A 25,112-nucleotide genomic window follows, 5' to 3' on the forward strand; every position below is an offset into this window, starting at 1 on the left:
GCCCGGTGGAACGCAGTATCCGTATCTTGCAACCTTAATTGCAGTTCCATGTTGATCAAAAAAGCAAGTTATCTTATCAGTTGTCCGGATATCAAACAATGCCCTGCGGGCGACAGGCCCGAGTATGCCTTCATCGGCCGCAGTAATGTGGGCAAGAGCTCACTGATCAATATGCTGAGCGGGCATCAGAAACTGGCGAAGACATCCGGTACGCCGGGAAAGACACAACTGATCAATTTCTTCGAGATCGAAAGCCTGAAAGGTTCCCTGCAGGAAGGGGCCGACCGTGATAAAAAAGGGCAGACCGGCCCTGCCAGCAAATGGTTCATTGTTGACCTTCCCGGTTATGGTTTTGCCAAAGTGAGCCAGAATCAGCGGAACCAATGGGAGAAGATGATCGAAAATTATCTCCGCCAGCGGGAGAACCTGGTAAACGTTTTCCTCCTGATCGATTCACGTCATGAACCGCAGAAGATCGACCTGGAGTTTGCCAATAAGCTGGGAGAATGGGAGATCCCTTTCGCCCTCACTTTCACGAAGGCCGATAAAGAAACACAGAAAGTTGTGGCTAAGAATGTGAAATCTTTTCTCGATGCAATGCGCGCCACCTGGCAATTCCTTCCGAGGAATTTCGTGACGAGCGCTGAAAAGAAAATGGGACGTGACAAGGTCCTCGGATTTATCGAAGAATGCAATGAAGCATTCGAGAAACCAGAGCATCATTGAATTCCGGGGGAGCCCACTCGTGAATACCGGGGAGCCCACTCGCTCGCCTCTGGCGAGTGAGTTTTATTCTGTCGCCTCTGGCGACACAGTGTTCGCCGGAGGCGAGCGGCTGCCGGCACTCAGACTTTTAAGAAACGCTCATAAAACTAAAAACCTCCGCTGACGATGCGGAGGTTTTTAGTTTACTACCTTATTGGCGCAGCTACTGCTGGCAAAGGCTTCCGGTTTGGCTTTGAAGGCGAAACCCATCCCCAGGATATAGCCCATTGCTTCCTTCAGTGCGTCGTTACTTTTGAAGTGCGGATTGGTATTGATGTCTGCATGTACCTCCATGTCCACATTGTATTGTGTGAAGAGATTACAGAGCTCATACGCAATCTCGATGCTTCTGGCCACTTCCACCAGCATACGTTCCTTGATAGTGTATTGCTGCCTTGTTTTTTCATTGTGGATGAACATGAAACCTCCATGTCCTTCACGCAGGAAAACGATCACGGTAGCAAATTCTGTCTCGGAACCTTTCACTTGTGAGTCAGTGCCAATGCATACTTTCAGGTGGTACCCTTTTTCAGATTCACGCCTGATGGCATTTTCAACAGCATCGATGATGGGAATTTCAATCGGGTCGCCATTAAATTTTCTCCATAGCATAATAAAACGGGTTTGTGTAATTTACCGAAAAACCCGCTCATAACCAAAAGGGTCACCTATTATTGTTTTATTAACTTCTCGCTATGGACCTCATTTTCAGCCTGCAAGCGAAGTAAAAGAACACCTCTTTTTGCTCCATACACATCAATTCGATTATACCCCGCCGCTACCTTGCCCTGTTGCAGCAATCTGCCTGTTGCGTCCATCAGCTGATACGCATATGCTTTACCGGTAGTTAATTCGATGACGTTGCTGATAAGGTTGCTATGCAGCTTTATTTCTTCGGAAGCTGCAGGCTGCAGGGTCACAACATTGGAATAATAAGCCCGCTCATCGGCTACTGTGATGGCCTGGGCACGATAATACATTCTGCCTTGAGAGGAAGGCATCCAGCTGAATTGCCTGTTGTTTGTACCGGCATCCACCAGGTTGCTGAAATGTACGCCATCGGCAGAGTATTGGATATTGATGGTTTTGATAGGCTCATCGGCATCATATACCCAATTGAAGAGATGCCTGTTGTTGCTGATCCTTCCGGTGAGATGGAAACGATACACAGGCAATGCCTGTGCAATGCTGCCGGTGACAGCATAGTAACCAAGACTGGCATAATCACTGAGATTGGTATTGCCCACGCCATCCACTACCAGGAAATAATTGCCGGTATTTAGAATGCTGTCAACGCCTGCGTTCAGCAATTCGGCAGGATTGTAGCGGCCAACTGTATCACCGAGATTATCCAGCAGTGATACTTTGATATCGAGATTGGCGCCTTCATTGGCGGGCCCGATGCTTTGCGGATTGGCGCGGATGCGGAACCTGGCTGTTGAATGTACGCGGAAAGAAAAAACATCGCGGTCAGTTTCTGTATTGATGATGCCTGTGGCGGCAAACTCGCTTCCCATCATGCTCACGGGTGTTGCATCGTTAAGAATAGCTGCATGTTCATCTTCGCGGAGGCCAACATATTTGGCGATGACTTCGATATCGTTTTGAATGGTAGTGCAACTCCTGGCATTGGTGCCGGTATGCCAGGTGCTGAGGTTCTTGTTGTAGCTCACGCCCATCAGCGGTCCCCAGCCGATCTGACCGGTTCCCTGTCCTTCTGCATATTCCTTCGTTTTTACACAGGCTGCGTCCCAAACACTCTGGTGCTGCAGGCCGAGTGTATGTCCTGCTTCATGGGAGATACAATCAGCCACGGATTGCACTTTATTGCCGAGCAGGCTGCTGAATACCCATGCAGGCGTATCATCGCCCCATTTCATCGAGCTCACATAAGAAATGCCGCCTACTTTTTTTGCATACCATTCCCAGGTTGGGGTAACGATCACGCGTGTACGCTTTGTAGCAGGCGCAGCAAAGAAAACAGTGGAATCGGTGGTGATATTGATATTGAAGATGCGGTAGTCTTCCGCCACACGATTGAAGATTTCGGTTATAGCTTCGGGTGAGAAACCTGATGAGGCCGCCTGGATTGGGCCGTCCCAGTTCCAGGCGGTGCCCCGAACAGATTGTCCATCGAAATCCAGGAACACCGTTGCTGTCGCTTGCGGGTAGCTGTTGAGTATAGGGGTTTGGGAGAAGCTGTGCAAGGTGATGCCCAGGAAAGCGAAAACAGACAAAATGCCTTTCATAGTTATGCGGGATTGGAATCAGCAAATAGTGTTTTGAACAAAGGGTACGATCAACAAGGGGTACGATCAACAAAGCGACTATTCGGCCAGGAAGAACTGCTGTTCTTCTTTACGGAAGATGTATTTATTTTCTTCCTGCACCAGCACCATCACATCTCCTTTTTTCGGATGAAGGATCCGGGCGCGGATGGCCTGTTCAACCTCGGCAGCAGTATTGTGACTGATATGCATCATGGCGCCTTCAAACTGGAGCCCACGGATATTAAGCGTAAGCAGGTTGGGAGATTGCTGCACTTTGTCTGTGATCACCCCGGCAAAAGCATGCTTTTTGCTCAGCTGGATACGAACGGTATCGCCAATGCCGGCTGAAAAGGCTTTCAGGAGTTGCCACTGGTCAACTTCAAAACTGTTGGGGAACTGATGGAAGACTGCCGGGTGGACAGTGCGGTGCTGCTGCACCTGGATGGCTTGCTGCGCTGTGGCAGATGATTGGGACAATAGGAATACCACTAAGCCAGAGTAGAATAGTTTCATGCTACTGGTTTTTACGAATGATAATTGGATACAACTCTTTCTTAGGGTACGATCAGCAAGCTTTGGGAACAATGGAGTTTATACGATCAAATTCAGCCTTGTTGCCCGGATAAGGAATAATAAATAAAGGGGATACATATGCGAAAACGCCAATTGCATGCGATTATTATGCAGAAGATTTTTATTTGATATAAATCAAATGGATATGCGCAATATGCGTTAGAACTGGCCGGTGCTTAGCAATACCAGGGTACAGGCTTCCATCGTCTGGATACCTTTCTCTTTGGCTTTTGCTTCCAGTTCATCATTTTCCGTGCCTGGATTGAAGATGATGCGTTTCGGATTCAGGGAAAGGATATAATCGTAATATTCTTTTTGACGGCCCGGATTGAGGTAGAGCGAAACTGTATCCACTTCTTCAAATGGTTTCTTTTCTGTGTCTACCGTAATATCGGCTACCTGTACCGGCTTGAGGCCGATGGCCACCACGGGATGACCTGCATTGCGAAGCCGGTTCACAGCCAGGAAGCTGTATCGTTCCGGATTATTGGATGCGCCGATCACCAGCGTCTTTTTGGGAGTTTTCATGATATAATATTACAAATTTGCCGCCACCTTTGTTCGGTGAAAGAGGTGGTAACAACTTTGAGGCGTTTGCTGTACAATGTTTTGCAGCGCATCTTCAATCTGTGTATAGCGGAAGCGGAAACCGGCTTCCAGCAAACGGCCGGGATAAACCCAGCGGCTTTTCAGGATCAGCTCCGTTTCGGTGCCGATCAGGGTGGCGCCCAATTCCAGCATCCAGTCGTATGCAGGCAGTCCGAACTTATGACCGGTGAGTTTCCGAAGTGTTGCCATGAAAGCGGTATTGGGAATGGCGTTGGGAGCAGCAAGATTGTATACGCCTTCAGTTCCGGGATGATCATAACACCATTCGATAGCAGCACAAACATCGTTGATGTGCACCCAGCTGAACATTTGATTGCCGTCACCCTGTCTGCCTCCCAGCCCCCATTTGGACAGGTTGAGGAAGGGGACCATTACACCGCCTTTTCCCAATGTGATTGCAGTACGGAAGATAATTTTTCGGGTGTGCGGTACAGTTATTTCGTTCATGGCTTTTTCCCAGGCCAGGCAAACCTGGATAGAGAAATCTTTTTCCAACTCTCTGAATGCATTTGAGTTTTTTCTACCACGCAATGTCAGTGTGCATTTGTTGAAATTCCTCCTGCAACGGTCCAGGAAAGAATAGGGCATGTTCATGTCTTTCTCTTCACAGATCTCTCCGTTGAATTCATCCTGTGGATGGTCCTGCGCATGCCGGTAGATAGTAGCTGAAGCAGTATTGATCCAGAGTTGCGGAGGGCGGGTTGACTGTTTGATGGCTTTACCCAATGCACGCGTGGCATCAACTCGACTGCTGATGATCTTTGCGCGGTTCTTTTGATTGTAACGGCAGTTGACGGATTTGCCGGCGAGGTTGATCACGATATCGCTTCCGTCCACTTCATTGGCCCAGTGCTTTTCTACATGCTTTCCATCCCATCTCCAGTAAGTGATATTGTAACCATCCGCAGCCGTGAGCAGTTTGTTGCTGTACCGGTTATTGCTGCCTTGAACAGATTTCCTGGTGAGGATCACTACATGGTTATCTTTCCCGAAATGACGAGCCAGTTCCTGACCAATGAAACCGGTGCCGCCGGCAAGGATGATCTTTTTATTTTTCATAAGTTCAAAAAGTTTTGAAAGTTCATGTCTTTAAAAAAACCGGGAGACCGGTTTGTATTGTTGATAGTTTTTTATTCAGCTTTCCTGCGAGAGCAGATCATCGTTACCCGCAGTAGACTGATCGTTTGTCTGAGCCGGAGCAGCAAGTTTGTATTGTTGCCATTCCCGGTAACAGGTGGCCAGGTAAAAAATGGCCATTACAGGAGAAAAGAACAACAAGCCCAGCAAGGAATAAATGATGGCTTCTGTTGGAACAGAGATGATCAGTATCACCAGCACGAGCAATAAAGTCACCAGGTATATCTTTCTCATGGCGCCGAAGCGGAAACCTTCACCCACCAGGTGTACGATCACACTGAAGATCTGCCAGCCTCCAACAAGGAAATAAGGCACAAACATATAATCGCTTTGGATGGAGTTGCTGGCTACAGCCAGTCCTATCGCTATCCCGATTATGATCAGGACCACTTGTATCGCTACATCCAATCTTGCAAATGCTTTCATGAAAATTGAATTGAACTATTTAAAGAATTTCATCAGGCTGCCGATGAACCAGTTCTCGTCTGCCTTCACCATCACATCCATCATCCGGTCTGCCTGTCTGCCGAAGCTTTTGATACTGCTGATGGTGTCGGTGAACTGTTTATGGTTCTTATCTTTTTTATCGCCTTCGATGTTTTCGAGGGATTCCACCACTTTCATCATGGGATCGAACTCACGTTTCTTGCGTTCGCGGAGGATCTGCGTGGCCACTTTCCAGATATCTTTTTCTGCAACGAAGAACTCCCTGCGCTCACCGGGAATGATGATGCGTTCCACCAGTCCCCAGTCGATCAGTTCACGGATATTCATGTTCGCATTGCCGCGGCTTACGTTCAGTTGCTCCATAATATCATCCTGGCTGAGCGGGTCAGCGCTGATAAGGAGGAGGGCATGGACCTGCGCCATGGTTCGGTTGATGCCCCAATGGGATCCGAATGCGCCCCATTTATTGATAAATTCATTGCGTGCGTCTGCGAGTTTCATATGTTGTAATTAACGGGTGTAACAGCTTTTATCAAAGTTAATGTCTGTTTCTGAATTTTCAAAACTTTGTGAAAGTTCGTTTTGGGAAAGAGGCATAATTTTTTTAGGCTTACATTCAGTAAAACAGTTGCTATGACTGATTTCTCCAATAGAACCGACAAGGCATCATTATTGATCAGGGCATCCCCGGAAAAGATTTACGATGCCTTTCTGGATCCGGATGCCATTGCATCCTGGCGGCCGCCATCGGGTATGAGTTGCGAGATATTTGAATTCGATCCCAGGGAGGGCGGCAGATACAGGATGGTATTCCGGTATAATGATACGCAGCAAGGAGCTTCCGGCAAAACTTCAATGCATGAGGACGAGTTCACGGGCAAATTCAAATTGCTGGAGCCGAACCAAAAGATCGTAGAGGAAGTGGTATTCAAATCCGATGATCCTGCTTTTGCGGGGAACATGATCATCACAACAACGCTTCAACAGGCTCCCGGCGGAACGCAGGTGAACATTGTTGCAGAGCAGGTGCCGGCAGGGATCAGCCGGGAAGATCATTACGCGGGGATGATGTCGAGCCTGAAGAACCTTGCCCTGTATACGGAGCAGGAGCCGGATATCACGGTATAGTGTATGTGATCTACCACTCCGGGCAATCGTACTGCCGCAGCTTGCGGTCTCTTTTCCCTTTCGACACTTCTTTCTTTTTACCCGGTTTGATCACCAGCGCCAGGTATCCGCCTCCATTCTGTAAATTATTCTTCGTAAAAATATAAGCGAGGTTATGCAGGCCGAATAATACCGGGCCAGCCTTTACGGCAGCGCCCACCCAGAATTTCTTTTCATCATTGAACTGGACGGGCAGGTAGAAACCGAACTTCCGTGTTTCCCATCTCGGTGTAATGGTGATGAAGTTCATCTCTTTGGTATATAGTCTTCGGTCACCAACGAGCGGCGCGAGGTTCACAGATATTTCCCCGTTCACATAGAATGCCTGCGTTATGAACCTGTCTACATTCAACACTGCACGCGTTGGATTGATCACCTGGAAAATGCCGGAGGGAATGCGCACATTATTGAAAAGGGTAGCGGCGCTGTCGTTGAAACCGCGGATGCCGCTGACGGTCCCGAATTTCTGATCGAAATCTGTGGCTATAATGCCTGTTTTGAGTGTGCGGTACATCCTGCTGTTATTGCTGTAACGGTACTGGTTGTATCCGATATCGAGCACTGACAGTCCAACCTTCCAGGTATAGTCCCAGTATTCATCATCACTATCATTAAAGGAGCGGATACCGCCTTCCTTTACCAGGAATTCTATACCTGCATCCACTGAAATGCCACCCTGTGCATTGCTGATAAAATTCCTGATATTGGTGGATTGGGGAAGATCATTGTCCCACTTATCGAAATTGGCAGAATAAGCATAGAAGGCTTCGAGGCCATTAATCTGGAATTGAGGTTCAGGGCCGCCGGGAATGGGCGTGACGGTGCCGCTGACGAGATTGCTGTAGCCACCTGCCAATCCGCGTGTGACCCTCACTGTTATACCGGCATTGAGCCTGCTCTGGTCATTATCCCAGATGGTGCGTGCATAACTGCCGTACACTTCAATCCAGTTGCTGCTGATCACATCATTTGAGAATGGGATATTTCCCTGGTTGATGGTAAGGAACTGGTCCAGGTTATGGAGTGTATCCAGGTAAGCAAAGCGGCTGGTGTTGTTGCGGGTATAGCCGCGGATATTGATGCCTGCGGCTACTGCATTCTTCCTGTTGATGGAATAGCGGGCATTGAGCAGGTTGATATTGTAATTGAGATTTGCATACCGTTCTTCATTCTTTGGATTGATCTGGTACCGTGCATCACCGGGTGGGGTGATGAGTGAGTAGTTGCGGACGGTAAAAATATTGGTAGTGGCTTTTGCCTGAACGCCAAAGACGGTGAGGTCCCAGGGCCAGGGGGTATTCACAATGGAGGCGGGATTGTTGCCGGTGCCTAAACTTCCTGCATAATTTGAACCATTGACCGCATGATAGTTCTGACCGGTGACTGCTATGCTGATCATACAGCATAAAACAGACAGCAGATGGTATCGCATGTTTTTTAGAAGGGTCTTCCGTGAGTTTGTCTGATCAAAAATGAAACCAGTGACGGAAAAGGTTTAAGGGATGCAATCAGGTAGTTGCTCAGGATGCCGTTGCCGAAGAACTGCTGCAAAACACGTCCGGTCTGAAGCCTGCGGTTGAAATTTTTTTCCCATTGCTGGGTGTACTGCGTTTCCATTTCGTACCGGTTGATCCTGCCTTGCAGAAACTGATCGATCTCATCGAAGGCCAGTTTACTGCTATGCAGGGCCATGCTCATTCCATTGCCACAAAGGGGCGTGATCATGCCTGCAGCGTCGCCAAGCATCAGCAGGTGATTTTCCACCTGGGTCTTTCTGTTGAAGGATATGCGGGATACTGTAACAGGTTCTTTGTACAGGAAGCGGGCTGAGGAAAAGATCTTATCGAGAAATGGATTCTTGCGAAGAATCTGATCTTCCATCTGTTTGATCTCATTTCCACTCTTCCTGAGATTGGATGCCGTTGTAAGATAGCACAAACAATACTTATTATCCTCAATTTTTGAAATCCCGCAATAACCATTTTCAAAATTATGAAGGGCAATAAGGTCGTCGGGGAAAAAAGTCTGTATATGGTATTTTACGCCGATGAGGTGATTGAGGGAATTGGGCTTGATGCGCGTGAAATCCCTTTTCCATTTTGCATCGAGATTGGAGCGCTTTCCGTATGAGCCAACAACTACGGTGGACTCAATGGCGCCCCGGGTACTGAATACCACGCTGGCGTGATGCCGGTACACCACGTCATTCACGCGGGTATCTTCCAGTAAGGTAACACCTTCTCTCCTGGCGATCCCGGCCAGCAGGTGATCGAGTGTAAACCGGCTGATACCGAAACCTCCCAGCGGTAGATTGCTTTCCACAAACCGGCCATTGGGAGAACTGATCAATACACGGTTGATGATGGGTAACTGCATATCGCTGAGCGGCACACCCAGGTCCTGGAGAAAGTTCCAGCTTTCCAGGCTAACATATTCACCACAGACCTTATGAAATGGGTATTGTTCTTTTTCAAAGAGGATGGTCTTGTATCCTGCCCTTGCAGATTGAATGGACAAGGCAAGGCCTGCCAGTCCACCACCGATAATGGCAATATCATATGTAGCTTCTCTATTCAAGAATCTTTCCCATTTACCGGTATTACACAAATAAGGTTTAATATAAACTACCCAACTACCACCAACCAGCGAAATGCCCATTTCCAATGTACAGAAAATGTATCGATTCCCACCTCTTCCAATAATAATAACCAGTCAGATTTAACAAAACTTCTTTTTACAGAAAGGGGCGCATCGTTTTTTACGAGATAGCTGCGGCTGAAAAGTTTAGTGAGTATTTTGATGGAATGATAGGCGATGGGATGCCGGTGGAGGTCGTTGATGAAAAAGCCCATCCGGGTATGCTTTTGCATCCATTGAAGTTGTATAACCAGTTCTTCCCTGGAAAAATGATGGCAGAAGAGGGAAGAGAAAATGATATCGAACCTTTCGCCGGGTTGCACCAGTTCATAATCTGAAGTGATGAAGTTGATGGGAGCAATGCTGGCCAGGGATGGATCCTTTTTCCATTTTTCCATGGCAGTTTGGATACAAAAAGGATTGATGTCGATGCCAGTGAGGGTAACCGAGATCCCTTTCTTCCGGCACCAGCTGGCGATAGCCGCCAGGTTATCCCCGCCTCCGCAGCCAATTTCGCATATAGATAACTGTTTTTCGTCCTTTGCCAGCTTTTTCAATCCTGCAATGGTGATGGCATGGCCACCAAGCCATTTATTGATCTGGTCCAGTTCTTCCATATTGCGCCGGATATCGTGCTGTGGAATACCGGGCATATCAAGCAATTCTTTTTCGGCTGACCGTTGCATTCAGGGTGATTGATGTTGTGCGATGAAAGTTTCCATGGTCAGTCCGGGGCCGAATGCCGCACCAAAAATGCGGGCATCTGTATGGACTTGCTGCATCATGTTCTTCAGTACAAACAGAATTGTTGATGAACTCATATTTCCGAATTGATCCAGCACCTGGTAACTGTATTGAAGCGCATCATCATTCAAATGCAGACTGTTGCTGATCACTTCCAGGATCTTTTTACCACCGGGATGGATGCACCAGTGGGTGATCGCATCTGTTGACAGTCCTGCATGTTGCAATGCCCTTCCGGTGAGGGCTTCGAAGTCTTCCGCTATCAGTGAGGGCACATAGTTGCTGAGTGTCATCTGGAAGCCGGAGGAAGAAAGTTCCCACGACATATCTTTTTTCCCTTTCGGGACCACTTCGCTGTAAAAATTTGTGATGGCAAGTCCGCGATGTTCATGTTGATCGTTTACAACCAGTGCAGCGGCGCTGCCATCTGCAAACAAGAGGCTGCTGGCGATATTGTCCGGAGTAGGCTCCCGTTGGAAATGCAGGGTGCAAAGCTCAGTACAAACGATCAGTACTTTGGCTGCGGGATCGTTGTTGCAAATGGCATCAGCCATTTTGAGTGCATGGATTGCGGCATAACACCCCATGAAGTTCACGGAAGTTCTCCAGGTGTTGCGGGGCAGGTCCAGCAATTCCACCAATTGTAAATCCAGGCCCGGTGCGCTCATACCAGTGCAACTCACAGTTATGAGGTGAGTGATGGAGGTGTGCTTTAATGGCCCCTGGAGGCAGTCGCGCACTGCATCCACAGATAAGGGGGCAGCATGACGGTTATACCATTGCATCCTTGTTTCCAGTGTGGGAAAGGGGTCCAGGTTTTCTGTCTGCGGGTAGAATTTCCATTCTGCTATCGGCCTGCTGTAATCCGGTATCACGGAATAGCGGGTGCTGATAGCGCTCTGGTGATAAAGGAATCTTATTTTTCGTGTGTCCGGACCAGTTAGTGAATAGGCCGGAAGCATGAAAGAAAGAATATCTTCCTGCCTGTGCTTCCAGGCAGGAACAGCTGTTCCTATTGAAATTATTTTACTCAAATCCACCTCCCGGTTAAAATGATGAGGAATGCCAGGTTAGAGCACAGGGATGCCAACAGGTTCATGCGCATGGTATGGGTAAAGTCTGCTACAGAAATATTGTTCCATACCTCCTTTGCCCATATGAAAAAATATACGAGAGCGGGTAGCATTACGGTTGCTATTACCAATAGTTTCATTGGCTGTTCCCGCTGAAAAAACAGCCAGCTGAGCGTCAGCATGGCTGCGAGATATAGTATTGCAGTAAAAATAAACGTACCACGGTAACCCAAAAGCCTGCTGATGGTGTTAACGCCATCTTTTTTATCGGCTTCATGCTGGTAAATCTGGGTAATGGGATAGAATGCTCCGATGAGAAGTCCTGCCGCCAGGATGCCCGCAAGCGGAACCTTAGTGGTCTTATCCATACTGCATCCGTGATACACCAAAAAGAAAGTTGCGCAGCCCTGGAAGAGTACTACTGTGAGGTAACCAATAACGGGATATTGTTTCAGTCTGATCCCCCTGTAACTGTAAGCCCTGGATGCGAGGATATAGGCTGTAATACCAATGGCGAATAAATTGCTGATGATGATACTGAGCGCAATGGCTATGATGTCCATCAAAACTGTGATGTATAACAGTTGCCTTGTTGGCTGCATGGGGTTTGCCAGGCCGCCGATACTGCTTTCATCTTTGTCCATATATGAGTTGTATCCGTTACTGGAGGGATATACGAGCAAATGAAGGATGATAAATAACAGCCATGCATCTTTAGAATCGATCACGGGCACCAGTCCCAGTGCAAACAGGTATACCGGCAGCAGGAAGAAAGAAAATGGAAAACGCAACAACTGAATGGTAGATCGTTGCAGCATGGTGATAGTTTGTTCCTGTAATTTATGCTTTTTAAATAAGAAGCAGGGTGTTGCCAGTCGCTCGCCTCCGGCGAGTGACTTCTATTTGTTCGCCTCCGGCGAACGCTGCGTCGCCGGAGGCGACTAAACAAAAGTCACTCGCCGGAGGCGAGCGACTGGCAACACTCCGACCAGATTGTTGTACCTTGTTCACTCATAAACCTGATTGTATGAAGTTGAGTTGTATTACTGTTTGCGGATTATTAATGATACTTTTCGTATTACCTGCCAAAGCGCAGGAAAAGGATTCAGTAGTGTTGAAAACCGCTACCGGAGATATTTACGGAACGCTCAACGTGCCGGATGCAAAAGGGCCAGTGCCTGTAGCGCTGTTCATCGCCGGTTCCGGACCTACTGACCGCGATGGCAATAACCCGATGATGAAGAACAATTCACTCAAATTTCTTGGAGATACTTTGAATTCATTGGGCATCGCCACCCTGCGTTATGATAAACGCGGCATAGCTGCCAGCAAGAATGCCATGAAGGTTGAAACAGATATCCGTTTCAATATGCTGGTGGATGATGCCTCGGAAATGATCAAAAAGCTGAAAGCCGACAAGCGTTTTTCCAAAGTGATAGTAATAGGGCATAGTGAAGGTTCTACCATAGGACTGAAAGCTGCCGCGGAGAGCGGTGCTGATGGGATGGTGTCTATTGCTGGTCCCGGCCAGTCTGCGGATAAAGTGTTGAGAAGGCAGCTGGATGCAAGTCTCGATCCGGCAAAAGCTGTCAGCGAGCAAGCGGCTGAACAAATGAGGAATATGAGAGCAATGGCGAATAAATTCATCGATACACTTTCAAAAGGTGATACGCTTCATAATCCACCTGTGAGCATGAATTCATTATTCCGACCTTCTGTTCAACCCTATCTGATCAGCTGGTTCAAATATGACCCGCAGCAGTTGATCAAAGAGTTGAAAGTGCCTGTGCTGATCATACAGGGTAATACAGATCTCCAGGTAACGGAAGCCGATGCCATGATGCTATTGAAAGCCAATCCCGAAGCGAAAGTGTTGATCATCGACAGAATGAACCATGTGCTGAAGCATAGTGAGGCGGAGCAGCGGGCCAATCATGCCACTTATTTCAATCCTGATCTGCCGGTGGTTCCGGACCTGGTGACTGCAATTGCGGATTTCATTAAGAAGCTGCGTTGATATCTGATCAATAATGCGGGGAGCTGGCAGTCGCTCGCCTCCCGGCGAGTGACTTCTATTTGTTCGCCTCCGGCGAACACCGTGTCGCCAGAGGCGACTAAACAAAACTCACTCGCCAGAGGCGAGCGAGTGGGCTCCACGAAATTCTAAGATGGTAGCTTTTAGGTCAGCCCCGTAATTCAATTATTCGTTTACCTGTGCGGGTTATACCAGCATAGTGAGGGGTTCTTCCAGCAGTCCCTGCAGTGTTTGCAGGAATGCAGCGCCGGAAGCTCCGTCTACAACGCGGTGATCGCAGCTCAGGGTTACTTTCATGATATTGCCTACAACGATCTGTCCATCTTTCACAACAGGCACCTGGTTGATGGCGCCGATAGCGAGGATGCAGGCATCGGGCGGGTTGATGATGGCAGTGAATTCATCAACGCCAAACATTCCCAGGTTGGAGATGGTGAAGGTATTGCCTTCCCAGTCTGCCGGTTGCAGTTTTTTGTCTTTCGCTTTCTGAGCAGCCACTTTCACTTCAGCCGCGATCTGGCTCAGTGATTTAGTGTCTGCAAAACGAACAACGGGAACGAGCAGACCTTCTTCCACGGCCACAGCTACGCCGATGTTCACGTGGTGGTTGATGCGGATCTTATCGCCCAGCCAGCTGCTGTTCACTTTCGGATGTTTCTTCAGTGCGATGGCGCATGCTTTCAGCACCATGTCATTGAAAGATATTTTGGCGGGAGAAACTTCATTGAGTTTTGCCCTGCTGGCCACTGCTTTGTCCATGTTGATGTTCATGGTAACATAGAAGTGAGGGGCAGAGAACTTGCTTTCAGCAAGGCGTTTCGCAATCACTTTACGCATTTGTGAAACGGGCACTTCTTCAAAGCTTACCTGTCCGGCAGGAGCAGCAGGTGCAGTAGCGGCGGCTGTAGCAGGAGCGCTGGTTGCTGCGCCGGGGACATAGTTATCGATATCTTTCTTCACGATACGGCCACCGTCTCCGCTTCCGGAAACTTTAGACAGATCGATGCCTTTATCGCTGGCGATCTTTTTAGCGAGGGGAGAAGCTTTCACGCGGCCATCTTCTGATGTGGAAGCGGCGGCAGGAGCGGGAGCGCTGGAAGCGGCAGGCTGGGCAGCTTGTTGAGGCTGTTCAGCTGGTTGCGGTTGTGCGGCGCCGGCAGCAGCGGGAGCGGGCCCACCTTTGGCAGCAGCAACGATGGCATTTACGTCAACCTTGCTTTCATCTCCGATGATGCAGAGCAGTGCATTCACAGGAACTTTATCACCTTTCTGCGCACCGATGTATAATAATTTACCTTCCTTATAGCTTTCCAGTTCCATGGTGGCCTTGTCTGTTTCCACATCGGCCAGCAGGTCGCCCTTCTTCACGGTATCACCTACTTTCTTGTGCCATTCTGCAATCACACCTTCCGTCATAGTATCGCTGAGACGTGGCATGAGGATCACTTCAGGAACAGTTGAGAGATCGATGGGACCGCCGGATGCAGGTGCAGCGGCAGGAGCGGCTTGTTGTTGAGGTTGTGGCTGAGGTGCAGCGGCTTGTTGGGGTGCTGCTGGTTTCTCAGCAGCAGGAGCAGTTGCGGCAGCGCCGCCTTTGATCAGGGAGCTGATGTCTTCGCCGGGTGTTCCGATGATGGCCAGCAGGTCGTTCACCTGGAGCTTTCCGCCTTTATCCGTTCCGATATGTAATAAGGTACCGTCTTTATAACTTTCCAGCTCCATGGTAGCTTTATCGGTTTCCACTTCTGCCAGGAGGTCGCCTTTTTTCACAGGGTCGCCTACTTTTTTATGCCAGGCCGCAATCACTCCTTCGGTCATCGTATCACTCAGGCGGGGCATTAGGATCACTTCAGCCATAACTTTATTCCAGTTTATAATTTGGGATGTTCAAATTTCTATTGAGTGCCGAAATTACAGCAAAATAGGGAATTGACAATGCGGAACACGCATTGAACTGTATTCAATACATTATGTAAAATTGGCAAGTTGCCAGGCGCAATGTATTAAAGATCAAGTTCCAGTCTCAGTCTGTCTTTCAGCTCCCGGATCAACGGGTATTCTTCAGCTATGGCAATGAATTTATCCCGGCTCGACATTGGTTTATCAGCCGGTTCCTGGTAAACCACGTTCTCGTCCACTTCTATTACGAAGAGCAGAGCCCGGTTATTGAACACCTTGCAGAGGTATTCACTCAGCGGTCTTCTTTCGCCTTCGATGAACTTTTGTTCCAGGTTATTATTGGTGACAATCGTGAAATGTGCGCTGTTGTTGATTTGCAGCCTTGCCATCACAAAGGATTGGGAAGCGGGGTTCTTGGAATCACGCAGTTGTTGGGTGAATGCTTCCCAGGCGGCATGCAGCCTGGATTCTTCCAATGGAACTACTTCACCGGCTGAAGCAAGACCCTTGCCAACGAATTGCTGACGGATACTGGCCAGTCCACCGATCTTTACTTTTGGTTGTTCTGCGGCCACCTGCTCCTGCTTTACAGGTTGAACGGGCGGCACCACGGCCTGTGATGAAGGTCTGGACTGAGGTTGATCTTCGATGATCAGTTTGGCTCCGGTTGGCGGGGCTTCAGCTTTGGGTTTGGCGGCTGCCTGTTTTGGAGCAGCTCCAATAACCGGTATCTGGCGGAAGGCTACCGGTTTGGCTGAGTCAACTAATTTTTTTTTTCCGTCGTCTGCGCCGGCGCCCAGTTCGATAGCTTGTTGCAGGTAGCTGAGTTTGATCAGCACCAGCTCTATGTGCAATCGCTTGTTGCGTGCGGCTTTGAAGCTCATCTCGGCTTCATTCAGAATATTGAGGGCGTTGATCAGCCAGGCCACGGAAACCTGTTTGCCCATGGCGATGTAGCGTTCTTTGAAACTTTCCACCACCTGCAGCAGGTTCGCTACTTTCTGGTCTTTACATACCAGCAGGTTTCGGACGAATTCGGCAAAGCCGTTCAATACGAGGTCTCCTTCGAAACCTTTACGGTCGATATCATCATAAAGGAGCATGGCTCCGCCAAGGTCCTGCGCCAGCATGCTTTCCATGAAACGGAAGTAGTAGTCGGCATCCAGGATATTGAGGTGTTCGAGTGTATTCTGATAACTGACGGTACCATTGGTGAAGCTCACGATCTTGTCCATGATACTGAGCGCATCGCGCATGCAGCCTTCACTTTTCTGAGCGATGAGGTGCAGTGCGGCGCGGTCTGCGTTCACTTCTTCTTTATTACAGATCTGTTCAAGATGGTCAACGGTATCGTTGGTGGTGATGCGTTTGAAATCGAAGATCTGGCACCGGCTCAGGATCGTTGGAAGGATCTTGTGCTTTTCAGTGGTAGCCAGGATGAAGATAGCGTATGGCGGCGGCTCTTCCAGTGTTTTCAGGAAGGCGTTGAAGGCCGAAGAGCTAAGCATGTGCACCTCATCGATGATGTACACTTTGTAGGTGCCGGCCTGTGGTGCAAAGCGGACCTGTTCCACCAGGGTACGGATATCATCCACTGAGTTGTTGCTGGCAGCATCCAGCTCATGGATGTTGAGCGAAGTGCCTTCATTGAATGAAACGCAGCTGTGGCAAACGTTACAGGCTTCTCCGTCTTCTCCGGGTCTCTCACAGTTGATGGTTTTGGCAAGGATACGGGCACAGGTGGTTTTACCAACGCCCCTGGGACCGCAGAACAGGAAGGCGTGCGCCAGTTGCTGGTTCCTGATCGCATTCTTGAGGGTAGTAGTGATATGCCCTTGTCCTACAACCGTGTCGAAGGTCTGGGGCCTGTACTTTCTGGCCGAAACGATAAACTTTTCCATTATGGGTGCAATTTAAGAAACGCCGCATTAATGCCCGGAAGCAAAATTTAAACTTGTGAATAATTTGTAAGGAAGTGAGTTACTTTTGCGCCATGATAAAAGCGATCCTTAAGAAGAAGATCAGCCAGCGTGTAGTGGTGAACGGCCATCCCTGGATCTTTGCCAATGAAGTGAACCTGGTAGACGGGGAAGTGGAGCCCGGTGATATCGTGGAAGTGTACACACATGATAAAAAGTTTGTAGGTAAAGGATATATCAACCCGGCCAGCCAGATCCTGGTCCGCTTGCTTACGCGCGATAAGAACGAGACCATCAACGAGGATTTCTTTTACAACCGCCTGCTCAAAGCCTGGCATTACCGTCAGCAGATCGGGTATATCGAGAACTGCCGCCTTATCTTCGGTGAAGCGGATTACCTGCCCCAGCTCATCATCGATAAGTTCAATGATTATTTTGTGATCCAGACACTGGCGCTGGGGATCGATAAATGGAAACCGGCTATCGTAGCGGCCCTGGAAAAGATCTTCCAACCCAAAGGCATATACGAAAGGAACGATGTTCCCGTACGTGAGCTGGAAGGCTTGAAGCAACAGAAAGGATTTCTCTCCGCCCCCTTCGATACAAAGATCACCATCACGGAGAACGGTTTGAAATTCCTGGTGGACATCGAGAACGGACAAAAGACCGGCTACTTCCTGGACCAGCAGGATAACCGCCGCGCTATCCAGCATATCGTTAAAGGCGCTGATGTATTGGGAGCTTTCACCTATACCGGCACTTTCGAGATCCATGCAGCGGCCTATGGCGCCAAAAGCGTACTGGGACTGGATATCAGCGAGAACGCCGTTGCACAGGCCAATCGAAATGCGGCGCTGAACGGCGTTGAAAAGATTGTGAAGTTCGAAGCGGAAAATGCTTTCGATAAACTGAAGCTTTGGGCGAAGGAAGGAAAACAATATGATGTTGTGATGCTGGACCCTCCCAGCTTCACCAAAACAAGGGAGAATATCCAGAAGGCAATCACCGGATACAAGGAGATCAATCTCCGCGGTATGAAACTGGTGAAGCCCGGAGGGTTCCTGGTCACTTCCAGTTGCACCAATCTCATTCAACCTGATCTTTTCCTGGAGATCATCCAGATGGCGGCCAAAGATGCCAGAAGAAAGATCCGCCAGGTTTGTTTCCAAACACAAAGCGCCGATCACCCGATCGTGTGGGGATGGGAGAATACACAATACCTGAAATTCCTGATCATTCAGGTGGACTAATCTGATAAGGTCGGCGAGCGACCGGGCACATCCAAAAATTTATTATTTACTTACCTGGAACTTTCCGGAATCTATCAGTTTGCCTGATTTGTCTTTCAGTTGGAAAATGTACAATCCGCGGAAGAAGTCGGAGAGGCTGATCACGTTCCTGGCGGAAACGTTATTGGTCTCGTATACTTTTTTACCCAGCATATTAAATATCTGGAAAGTGTAATTCTTGTTGGATTCCTTTTGAATATCGAAGGTAATATAAGAAGTGGCGGGGTTTGGATAGAACTTAACCACTTTAGTCACCGGTTTCTCCGGTGATGGCGTCCTTTCCTGGCTGCTTGCCTGAAGGGTAGTGAACAGGATAATGGATAGTGCGTAAAAAATCTTCATGCAGCAAGATATTTTTCTCGTCTGATCCAAAATAGGTCCTTTTATCCAAATTTACAACTGATTTCCCAATTCTACCTACATGCCTGACTACAAATCAGTCTTTTAAGGGGCTTTAACAAATCTTTTTATGTGTACCTGCTTTAAATTGAAACTCCCTGATAGTCAGAGCATTTCAATATTTTTATAAATCGAATTTGATTTCGGTCAAATAAAAACATTATTTCAGCGTGGCCAGAACAGCATCGATTGCTTTGAAGTCAGGAATGTCTGCGGCGTTCTCCAGCACCTGGGCATACCTGACGATCCCTTCGCTGTCCACCACAAAAGCGGATCGTTTACTCACGCCCTTCATATCGAACACGAAATTCTCGTAAAGGCTGCCATAATCATCAGATACTTCTTTATTGAAATCGCTGAGCAGGGGGAAATTGAGTTGTTGTTCTTGCTTGTATTTAGCCAGGGTAAAAATGGAGTCCACGCTGATGCCTAATACCTGTGCATTCACGTTGTTGTAATCCTCAATATGATCTCTTACGCTGCAGAGTTCTTTGGTGCAGGTGCCGGTGAATGCCTGGGGGAAGAATAACAAGAGTACGTTTTTGCCTTTGAAGTCGGAGAGCCCTACTTTATTTTTCTCGGAATCATACAAAACAAAATCCGGGGCTTTCTGTCCAGTTTCAATTTTCATGATGCGCTATTTCCTTTGATGGGTTTCAAATGTAATCAGAATTTTGGACACAGCACCTGATCCCTGTCAGGATTGTTGCGGTCCAGAAACCCTATCCAGCAAAGGCTCAATTCAAATCCACCCCGTCCCTGGCTGGCGGTCTTGAGCTGGCTTACGTTCACATCGTAACTGATGGCGATGGAAAGTGGATGTCTTTCCAGTTTGATCACGGGTATCAATGCGTCTTTCAAGCGGAGGAAGGCGCCGCCGTGGATCACGTATTCCGGATTGTCCGGATCATCACCCAGTTTGTAACCATAAAGGGCGCCCGCGATGGTTTCATTGAAACTGCCCTGGATGCTCTGGTCTGCCTGTATGGTGAAAAATGTATAATCATCTACTTCGAACTTCACTCCGGCCGAGATCACATATTTCGGTTGTAATTCAACGTTAGGGTTCTTATAGAATGAATTCTTTGGTCTGTTGAGGTGATGATATGCCGCGCCAAGGAACATGCTGTTTCGTTGGTTTTCACCGAATGTAGTGTTGAAGCTCATACCTACGCTGGCATCCCAGGTGGTAAAATTGGGCGTATTGAGAGGTTCGCCATTGGGAAGTGTGGGATCGAATCCGCCGGGCCCGTACTGATCGTCTGTGGTGATCTTGGCGAGGTCCAGGCTCTTGCGGATCATGCCACCCATGAAGCCCAGCGAGAGGTACATCACTTTTTGATTGCTGAGTGATTTATGGTAATTGAGGGCGGGCAGCAGGTGGGTGGTGGTCAGGCCAACAGTGCCGGCTTTGTCGTACAGCGCCTGTATGCCCACGGTCATGAAATCATCTCCCTTTCCTACGGGCATTTTGTATTCGGCATTGAAGGAGCCCGTTCGATAGGCATTGGTGACGCTGTTCCACTGATCGCGGTAAACGCCCTGCACACGGATATCACCGGTGTAGATACCGGCAAGGCTGGGATTGCGCAGCAGTGGCGCTTCAAAGAATTGAGAAAAATGGATGTCCTGTGCCCAGGAGCAACCTGCGGCGCACATCAATGAGATGAGCAAAGCAATTCTCTTCGGTTTCATTCGGGTTCTCATAGAAATTCATTTCAATATTGAATAATGGCATCACAGGATCAGGTTCAGTGTTCAGGTTTATTTCAACAGCATCACGTTGCCGCGGAACGGCACGATAGCTGCATTTTCGCAAATGAATTCGATCACATAAATATAAACGTCAGGGACGGCGGCCTTGCCTTTGGCAGTACCATCCCAACCGGCAGCCGGATCATTGGCTGCAAAATTCCTTCTCTCGAATAACAACTCTCCCCAGCGGTTGAAGATCTTCATGCTGTTGATTCGCGTGATATTATTTCCCCGCGGATAGAAGCGGTCGTTATGTCCATCGTTATTGGGAGAGAAGGTATTGGGAACGAAATAATTTTTGTCGTTGCACTGCACAGTCACAGTAATGTCCTGGTTATTCGTACATCCGTACTGGTCAGTTACCTGTACAACATATTTGGTGGTAAATTTCGGATTGGCCACAGGGTTAGGACAATCAATGCAACTCAGATCCTTAGCCGGCACCCAGTTCCAGGAAACGATATCTCCGGAATAAGTTACCGGCAGTGTAATGCTGCTTCCTACGGGAATCACCGGGTCCTGTTGAACAGTAATAACAGGCAGTGGCGGAACAACTATATCGGTGCTGGTATTTCCACTGCAGCCTAGCAGGTTGGTGGCCTGCAGTCTGACTGTGTAAGTGCCACTGGCGCCATACTTCACGGTGGATGTTTCACCATTGCCGCCTGGTTCCCATTTCCAGGTGATAGCGGTATCGGGTACTTGTAATGTTGCGCGTAATGGAAGCTCGCCATTGATGCAGACTGTGGGGCCTCCATCGATAAGCGGTGAAGGAGTACGGAACACGCGAACCGTATCCACCATCACGCTGTTGCAGCCAGCTCCGGTTACGGCTGTGAGTGTAGGATAATAAGTGCCGGGTTCAGTGTAACGATGTGAAGGATGATCTTCTGTTGAAGTAACGCCATCCCCGAAATCCCATTCACGCGAAAGGATGGGATCGAAACGCGGGCGGGTATAATCAGTGAAGAAGATTTCCCCTTCGTCGCAGAATCTTTTTCTATCCATACCAAACAACACTTCAGCGCCGAGGATCTGTATTGTGCTGGCAGCTCCTCTGGTCACCTGGCAACCCATATTGTCTCTCAATACGATTGAGGGCCTGTAATTATTGGGCGCTGTATACATATGCTGCAGGCTCTTCGATTGTGTATTGTCAGTAGCGCCATCGCCAAAATTGAATGTAAAGGAAGTGTAATCGGGAGTAGTGATGGTAAAGTCAACTATCAATGTATCGCAGGCAGAAGTTGGACTGAAAGCTATATTTGTATTGGCTGCGGGATCGATTACTCTCACTGTACGGCTGGTTGAATCCAGGCAACCACCTATTCCAACCACATAGAGCTTGGCAGTGTAAGTGCCGAAGTTATTATAAAAATGGGTAGGTTCATCCAGCGAGGAGGCTCCGCCATCGCCAAAATCCCAATAGAAAGATTCAAAGTCCTGCGACCTGTTGTAGAAACTTGTTTCAAGGGGTGGGCAAATGGTGGTGGTATCCTCGATATCGAAAGCCGGAGTCGGCTTTTTCAGTGTGATATAACTGGATCGGGTAACCGAATCCTGGCATCCGTTTGGATTGGTTACAACCAGTTTCACATCGAAAGTATTGCCATCATCGCCGCGGTAGATATGGGCAGGATCTTGTGTATTGCTGCTATTGCCATCTCCAAATTCCCATCTCCAGGCGGAAGCTCCAAATGAAGTATCAGTAAACTGAAGATTGGAACCGGGACAAATGGTTAGGTATTCAGATTTGAAACCTGCGTATGGGCTTGTTACATGAATTGTGTCTGTAGTTTCATAGGTACCCGCGCAATTATTATTATCTCTTACGGTCAGGGTTACCACAAACTTACCTGTGTCTGTATAGGTATGCGTAAAGGGAGGCGCGGTAAATGTTTGCGTTTGTCCATCACCGAAATCGAAGGTCCATGACTGAAGTGGCAATGCTGAGACTGTTTGATCTGTAAAGCTTACAGGCATATTGCGGCATGCGTTCCGGGAAACAGGCCTGAACCTGGCTTGCGGACCGGTTATCCGAACGGCGTTGTTGATGGTCCTTTCAGCACCGCAGCCAGTTCTGTACGTTATTCTCAGCGTGATATTGTAGTTGCCGGCAACCGGCCTGGATACCTGAACGCTTCTTTGAGCTCCGCGGGCAACGCGCACGCCATTGAAAAACCAATCATAGATTGATACATTGGCAGGATCACTGCCTATTGCAGTCAGGGTGATCAGTTCATTAATACAAGCTGTAGCAGTTGACACCGTGAAATCAGCAGGCTCGGAAATAAATTCAACCCTATGGGTCACCGTATGTGTGCAGGTTCCGTTGGTGATGGTAAGCCTGATGGTATATGGTCCCTGACCGGGGTAATCAATTGTGCCAGGTTCAGCAGCAGAGGAAGAAGGTATGGAAGGATCACCGAAATCCCAGTGATAGGTAACAGGCAATGCTGCATTGATTTGAGAGATATTATCGATCAATACCCTGCCCCTGTTAATACAGTCGAGCGTGGTAGTGAAAGCAGCCAATGGCGGGTTCACAGTAACCGGAGTGGTTGCAGAAACGCTGGGGCATCCATTATTGTAAGTGGTCAGGCGAACCGGGAAAGTGCCGGTACCGGTATACCTGTGAACAGGATCTTCCTGATCAGATGTATTGCCATCACCAAAATCCCATGACCACTTATCAGATACCGGCGTGGTATTGGTGAATCTGACATTTTGAGTAACACAGGCATCAGTGGGAACAACTGTAAAGCTGGCAGGAGAAGGCGTTCCGGTCCTGATACCCTGCGGTAGGAATGTTTCACCGGTACAGCCTCCGTTGGTAATAACGGTAAGGCGTAAGGGAAAAGTGCCGGCTGTTGCATAGGTGACTGCCGGAGGATTGGGGCCTGTGGCAGTTACACCATTTCCGAAATCCCAGGCATAACTCCTGACTCCGTCAGGGGCATTCACCGATTGTCCTGGCGTATATACAAAAGGGATACAGCCCCCTGCCGGTGCATTGGTGATACGCACCACGGGCCTGCGGATGTTTACAAAGGCATTGCGGGTAAGGGTATTGCTGCAGCCATTGGCTGTGGTAATGGTAAGGCCAACATTGAAACTGCCTTCTGAAGTATAGGTATGTGATGAACCGGAGCCTGTTGCACTTCCTCCATCCCCGAAGTTCCATTGACAGGAAACGGCATCGGGTGATGTACTATTGAATGTTACTGTTTGAGGTGTTTGACAACCGGAAGTGAGTGGCGAAGTGAAACTGACCACCGGAAGACCTGTAATGGTGATTGATTTTGTAATTGAATCCGTACAATTGGTGTAGGTATTCACCAGTTTTACGTTATAGGTACCGGGTGTTGAATAGGTATGAGTGGCGTTTATATCATTGGATGTAGCGCCATCGCCGAAATACCAGGTGGCAGCAACAGGTGCTGAACTATTGGCAAATGTGAGGGCAGTATTGATACAGGATGTTGAAGGCGCAGTAAAGTCAGTGGGCGTAATATTGAGCGTAACGGCTTTGGTAATGGAATGAGAACAACCATATTCACTGGTGGCCCTAAGCGTAACATTAAAAGTGCCGGCTGCCGCGTAGGTGGCAACAGGGTCCTGGTCAGTAGAATTTGTACTGTTCCCGAAATTCCATTGATAGGTTAAGTTTCCCGGTCCGCTGGTCTGGTTAGTGAAACTGGCTGAAAAAGGAGGACGGCAAACTGGTGCAATTATATTGGTGAAGTCGGCGGTAACGCCGCCGGTTATGCGGATCATTCTTCCTACGGACCTCGATGCCACACAGCCTGATGCTGACGTAACCCTCAGAGAAACGGTGTAGAACCCTGGTTCTGTATACGACTTTAACGGGTTTTGAACGTTGGAGGTGGTGCCATCCCCGAAATCCCAGTACCATTCTGTGATGGGACTGTTGTTGGGGACACTTCTGTCTGTGAACTGAATGGAAGAAGGAGCACAGGCAATAGTCTGACTGGCGATAAAATTTGCCTGTGGCGATTCACTCACAGTAATGTAACCGGTTCTGGTAACGGAGTGCGTTCCGTCTCCGTTCCTAACGGTGAGGGTTACGTTATAAGTGCCTGGTTGGGCATAAGTGACGCTGGGGTTTTGCAGATTGGAGAATTGTCCATTCCCGAAATCCCAGCTCCAATATTTGGGGCTATTGGTGGATTGGTCCCTGAAAGCCACTCCCAGTGGCGCGCATCCTGTTTGCCGGTTGGAAGTAAATGCGGCTACAGGAGCCTGTGCCGCAGCCTGCTGCAACAAAGCCAGTAATACTAACGTACAAAGCCAGAGTCTTTTCAAGCAAGAAGTATTTTGGTCACAAAAAGGTAACTGAGCTAACTGGGTTTTGAACAGGGTACGGATTAAAA

Annotated in this window: 22 protein-coding genes; 4 read left to right on the forward strand and 18 right to left on the reverse strand. The window is 48.5% G+C overall.

All coding sequences use genetic code 11. The features are described 5' to 3' along the window. The first annotated feature begins 48 nt into the window (after positions 1–48). Positions 49–726, forward strand: coding sequence for a GTP-binding protein (locus D9Y29_RS18615; protein ID WP_127131020.1), 678 nt, complete (start codon positions 49–51; stop codon positions 724–726). Positions 727–903: 177 nt separating this feature from the next. Here D9Y29_RS18615 and D9Y29_RS18620 read toward each other — a convergent pair whose 3' ends face one another. From D9Y29_RS18620 to D9Y29_RS18650, 7 genes are all read right to left on the reverse strand, one after another. After that, the gene (locus D9Y29_RS18620) at positions 904–1,377 is read right to left on the reverse strand and encodes a ribonuclease H-like YkuK family protein (RefSeq protein ID WP_127131022.1); all 474 of its coding nucleotides are present in this window, start codon (positions 1,375–1,377) and stop codon (positions 904–906) included. A 59-nt stretch (positions 1,378–1,436) separates the two neighbouring features. Further along, on the reverse strand, positions 1,437–3,014 hold the full coding sequence (locus tag D9Y29_RS18625) for a T9SS type A sorting domain-containing protein (RefSeq protein WP_127131024.1): 1,578 nt from the start codon (positions 3,012–3,014) through the stop codon (positions 1,437–1,439). A 78-nt stretch (positions 3,015–3,092) separates the two neighbouring features. After that, complete coding sequence (locus tag D9Y29_RS18630; RefSeq protein ID WP_127131026.1) at positions 3,093–3,548, reverse strand: hypothetical protein; 456 nt, start codon at positions 3,546–3,548, stop codon at positions 3,093–3,095. Positions 3,549–3,767: 219 nt separating this feature from the next. Beyond that, entirely contained in the window at positions 3,768–4,136 is a 369-nt protein-coding gene (locus D9Y29_RS18635) for a CoA-binding protein (RefSeq protein WP_127131028.1), read from the reverse strand. A gap of 9 nt (positions 4,137–4,145) precedes the next feature. After that, entirely contained in the window at positions 4,146–5,276 is a 1,131-nt protein-coding gene (locus D9Y29_RS18640; protein ID WP_127131030.1) for an epimerase, read from the reverse strand. A gap of 75 nt (positions 5,277–5,351) precedes the next feature. Further along, positions 5,352–5,780: a hypothetical protein gene (locus tag D9Y29_RS18645; protein WP_127131032.1), complete on the reverse strand. Its 429-nt coding sequence runs from the start codon at positions 5,778–5,780 to the stop codon at positions 5,352–5,354. Between the two features lie 15 nt (positions 5,781–5,795). Further along, the gene (locus D9Y29_RS18650) at positions 5,796–6,302 is read right to left on the reverse strand and encodes a GbsR/MarR family transcriptional regulator (RefSeq protein ID WP_127131034.1); all 507 of its coding nucleotides are present in this window, start codon (positions 6,300–6,302) and stop codon (positions 5,796–5,798) included. Positions 6,303–6,434: 132 nt separating this feature from the next. Between D9Y29_RS18650 and D9Y29_RS18655 the strand changes: the two genes are divergently transcribed. After that, positions 6,435–6,929 (forward strand): SRPBCC family protein, encoded by a 495-nt coding sequence (locus D9Y29_RS18655; protein WP_127131036.1) that lies wholly within the window; start codon positions 6,435–6,437, stop codon positions 6,927–6,929. Positions 6,930–6,939: 10 nt separating this feature from the next. Here D9Y29_RS18655 and D9Y29_RS18660 read toward each other — a convergent pair whose 3' ends face one another. The 5 genes from D9Y29_RS18660 to D9Y29_RS18680 are packed head-to-tail and all read right to left on the reverse strand — an operon-like array spanning position 6,940 to position 12,240. Further along, positions 6,940–8,400 carry a hypothetical protein gene (locus D9Y29_RS18660; RefSeq protein WP_127131038.1) on the reverse strand — a complete coding sequence of 487 codons (1,461 nt, stop codon included), beginning with the start codon at positions 8,398–8,400 and terminating at the stop codon, positions 6,940–6,942. A gap of 5 nt (positions 8,401–8,405) precedes the next feature. Continuing rightward, complete coding sequence (locus D9Y29_RS18665; protein WP_127131043.1) at positions 8,406–9,545, reverse strand: NAD(P)/FAD-dependent oxidoreductase; 1,140 nt, start codon at positions 9,543–9,545, stop codon at positions 8,406–8,408. A 47-nt stretch (positions 9,546–9,592) separates the two neighbouring features. Next, positions 9,593–10,291 carry a methyltransferase domain-containing protein gene (locus D9Y29_RS18670; protein WP_127131045.1) on the reverse strand — a complete coding sequence of 233 codons (699 nt, stop codon included), beginning with the start codon at positions 10,289–10,291 and terminating at the stop codon, positions 9,593–9,595. Continuing rightward, positions 10,292–11,383 (reverse strand): type III polyketide synthase, encoded by a 1,092-nt coding sequence (locus D9Y29_RS18675; protein ID WP_127131047.1) that lies wholly within the window; start codon positions 11,381–11,383, stop codon positions 10,292–10,294. Further along, positions 11,380–12,240: a UbiA family prenyltransferase gene (locus D9Y29_RS18680; RefSeq protein ID WP_127131049.1), complete on the reverse strand. Its 861-nt coding sequence runs from the start codon at positions 12,238–12,240 to the stop codon at positions 11,380–11,382. The genes D9Y29_RS18675 and D9Y29_RS18680 overlap by 4 nt, the downstream gene beginning before the upstream one ends. A 209-nt stretch (positions 12,241–12,449) precedes the next feature. Here D9Y29_RS18680 and D9Y29_RS18685 point away from each other — a divergent pair, with 209 nt between their 5' ends. Then, positions 12,450–13,439, forward strand: coding sequence for an alpha/beta hydrolase family protein (locus D9Y29_RS18685; RefSeq protein ID WP_127131051.1), 990 nt, complete (start codon positions 12,450–12,452; stop codon positions 13,437–13,439). A 204-nt stretch (positions 13,440–13,643) separates the two neighbouring features. Here the strand turns inward: D9Y29_RS18685 and D9Y29_RS18690 are convergent, their stop codons facing one another. Continuing rightward, positions 13,644–15,314, reverse strand: a complete 1,671-nt coding sequence (locus D9Y29_RS18690) for a pyruvate dehydrogenase complex dihydrolipoamide acetyltransferase (RefSeq protein WP_127131053.1) — start codon at positions 15,312–15,314, stop codon at positions 13,644–13,646. 146 nt (positions 15,315–15,460) lie between these two features. Continuing rightward, complete coding sequence (locus tag D9Y29_RS18695) at positions 15,461–17,257, reverse strand: DNA polymerase III subunit gamma/tau (RefSeq protein ID WP_127131055.1); 1,797 nt, start codon at positions 17,255–17,257, stop codon at positions 15,461–15,463. 92 nt (positions 17,258–17,349) lie between these two features. On the opposite strand from D9Y29_RS18695, the gene D9Y29_RS18700 reads away from it, so the two are divergent. Then, entirely contained in the window at positions 17,350–18,525 is a 1,176-nt protein-coding gene (locus tag D9Y29_RS18700; protein WP_127131057.1) for a class I SAM-dependent rRNA methyltransferase, read from the forward strand. Between the two features lie 42 nt (positions 18,526–18,567). Here the strand turns inward: D9Y29_RS18700 and D9Y29_RS18705 are convergent, their stop codons facing one another. From D9Y29_RS18705 to D9Y29_RS18720, 4 genes are all read right to left on the reverse strand, one after another. Continuing rightward, positions 18,568–18,906 carry a T9SS type A sorting domain-containing protein gene (locus D9Y29_RS18705; RefSeq protein ID WP_127131060.1) on the reverse strand — a complete coding sequence of 113 codons (339 nt, stop codon included), beginning with the start codon at positions 18,904–18,906 and terminating at the stop codon, positions 18,568–18,570. A gap of 217 nt (positions 18,907–19,123) precedes the next feature. Continuing rightward, positions 19,124–19,594 carry a peroxiredoxin gene (locus D9Y29_RS18710; RefSeq protein ID WP_127131062.1) on the reverse strand — a complete coding sequence of 157 codons (471 nt, stop codon included), beginning with the start codon at positions 19,592–19,594 and terminating at the stop codon, positions 19,124–19,126. A 35-nt stretch (positions 19,595–19,629) separates the two neighbouring features. Next, positions 19,630–20,670 (reverse strand): PorP/SprF family type IX secretion system membrane protein, encoded by a 1,041-nt coding sequence (locus D9Y29_RS18715; RefSeq protein ID WP_127131064.1) that lies wholly within the window; start codon positions 20,668–20,670, stop codon positions 19,630–19,632. A 57-nt stretch (positions 20,671–20,727) separates the two neighbouring features. Next, a complete protein-coding gene (locus D9Y29_RS18720; RefSeq protein WP_127131066.1) occupies positions 20,728–25,044 on the reverse strand; it encodes a PKD domain-containing protein in 4,317 nt (1,438 codons plus the stop codon). Between the last annotated feature and the right edge of the window lie 68 nt (positions 25,045–25,112).

The organism is Pseudoflavitalea rhizosphaerae (assembly GCF_003991355.1).
Taxonomy (GTDB): Bacteria; Bacteroidota; Bacteroidia; order Chitinophagales; family Chitinophagaceae; genus Pseudobacter; species Pseudobacter rhizosphaerae.

Coding starts and splice junctions, on each gene's coding strand:
- D9Y29_RS18650 (WP_127131034.1), bottom strand. CDS start 6,302: ATGAAACTCGCAGACGCACGCAATGAATTTATCAATAAATGGGGCGCA.
- D9Y29_RS18630 (WP_127131026.1), bottom strand. CDS start 3,548: ATGAAACTATTCTACTCTGGCTTAGTGGTATTCCTATTGTCCCAATCA.
- D9Y29_RS18635 (WP_127131028.1), bottom strand. CDS start 4,136: ATGAAAACTCCCAAAAAGACGCTGGTGATCGGCGCATCCAATAATCCG.
- D9Y29_RS18690 (WP_127131053.1), bottom strand. CDS start 15,314: ATGGCTGAAGTGATCCTAATGCCCCGCCTGAGTGATACGATGACCGAA.
- D9Y29_RS18680 (WP_127131049.1), bottom strand. CDS start 12,240: ATGCTGCAACGATCTACCATTCAGTTGTTGCGTTTTCCATTTTCTTTC.
- D9Y29_RS18620 (WP_127131022.1), bottom strand. CDS start 1,377: ATGCTATGGAGAAAATTTAATGGCGACCCGATTGAAATTCCCATCATC.
- D9Y29_RS18670 (WP_127131045.1), bottom strand. CDS start 10,291: ATGCAACGGTCAGCCGAAAAAGAATTGCTTGATATGCCCGGTATTCCA.
- D9Y29_RS18615 (WP_127131020.1), top strand. CDS start 49: ATGTTGATCAAAAAAGCAAGTTATCTTATCAGTTGTCCGGATATCAAA.
- D9Y29_RS18640 (WP_127131030.1), bottom strand. CDS start 5,276: ATGAAAAATAAAAAGATCATCCTTGCCGGCGGCACCGGTTTCATTGGT.
- D9Y29_RS18655 (WP_127131036.1), top strand. CDS start 6,435: ATGACTGATTTCTCCAATAGAACCGACAAGGCATCATTATTGATCAGG.
- D9Y29_RS18700 (WP_127131057.1), top strand. CDS start 17,350: ATGATAAAAGCGATCCTTAAGAAGAAGATCAGCCAGCGTGTAGTGGTG.
- D9Y29_RS18625 (WP_127131024.1), bottom strand. CDS start 3,014: ATGAAAGGCATTTTGTCTGTTTTCGCTTTCCTGGGCATCACCTTGCAC.
- D9Y29_RS18715 (WP_127131064.1), bottom strand. CDS start 20,670: ATGAGAACCCGAATGAAACCGAAGAGAATTGCTTTGCTCATCTCATTG.
- D9Y29_RS18710 (WP_127131062.1), bottom strand. CDS start 19,594: ATGAAAATTGAAACTGGACAGAAAGCCCCGGATTTTGTTTTGTATGAT.
- D9Y29_RS18645 (WP_127131032.1), bottom strand. CDS start 5,780: ATGAAAGCATTTGCAAGATTGGATGTAGCGATACAAGTGGTCCTGATC.
- D9Y29_RS18705 (WP_127131060.1), bottom strand. CDS start 18,906: ATGAAGATTTTTTACGCACTATCCATTATCCTGTTCACTACCCTTCAG.
- D9Y29_RS18660 (WP_127131038.1), bottom strand. CDS start 8,400: ATGCGATACCATCTGCTGTCTGTTTTATGCTGTATGATCAGCATAGCA.
- D9Y29_RS18685 (WP_127131051.1), top strand. CDS start 12,450: ATGAAGTTGAGTTGTATTACTGTTTGCGGATTATTAATGATACTTTTC.
- D9Y29_RS18695 (WP_127131055.1), bottom strand. CDS start 17,257: ATGGAAAAGTTTATCGTTTCGGCCAGAAAGTACAGGCCCCAGACCTTC.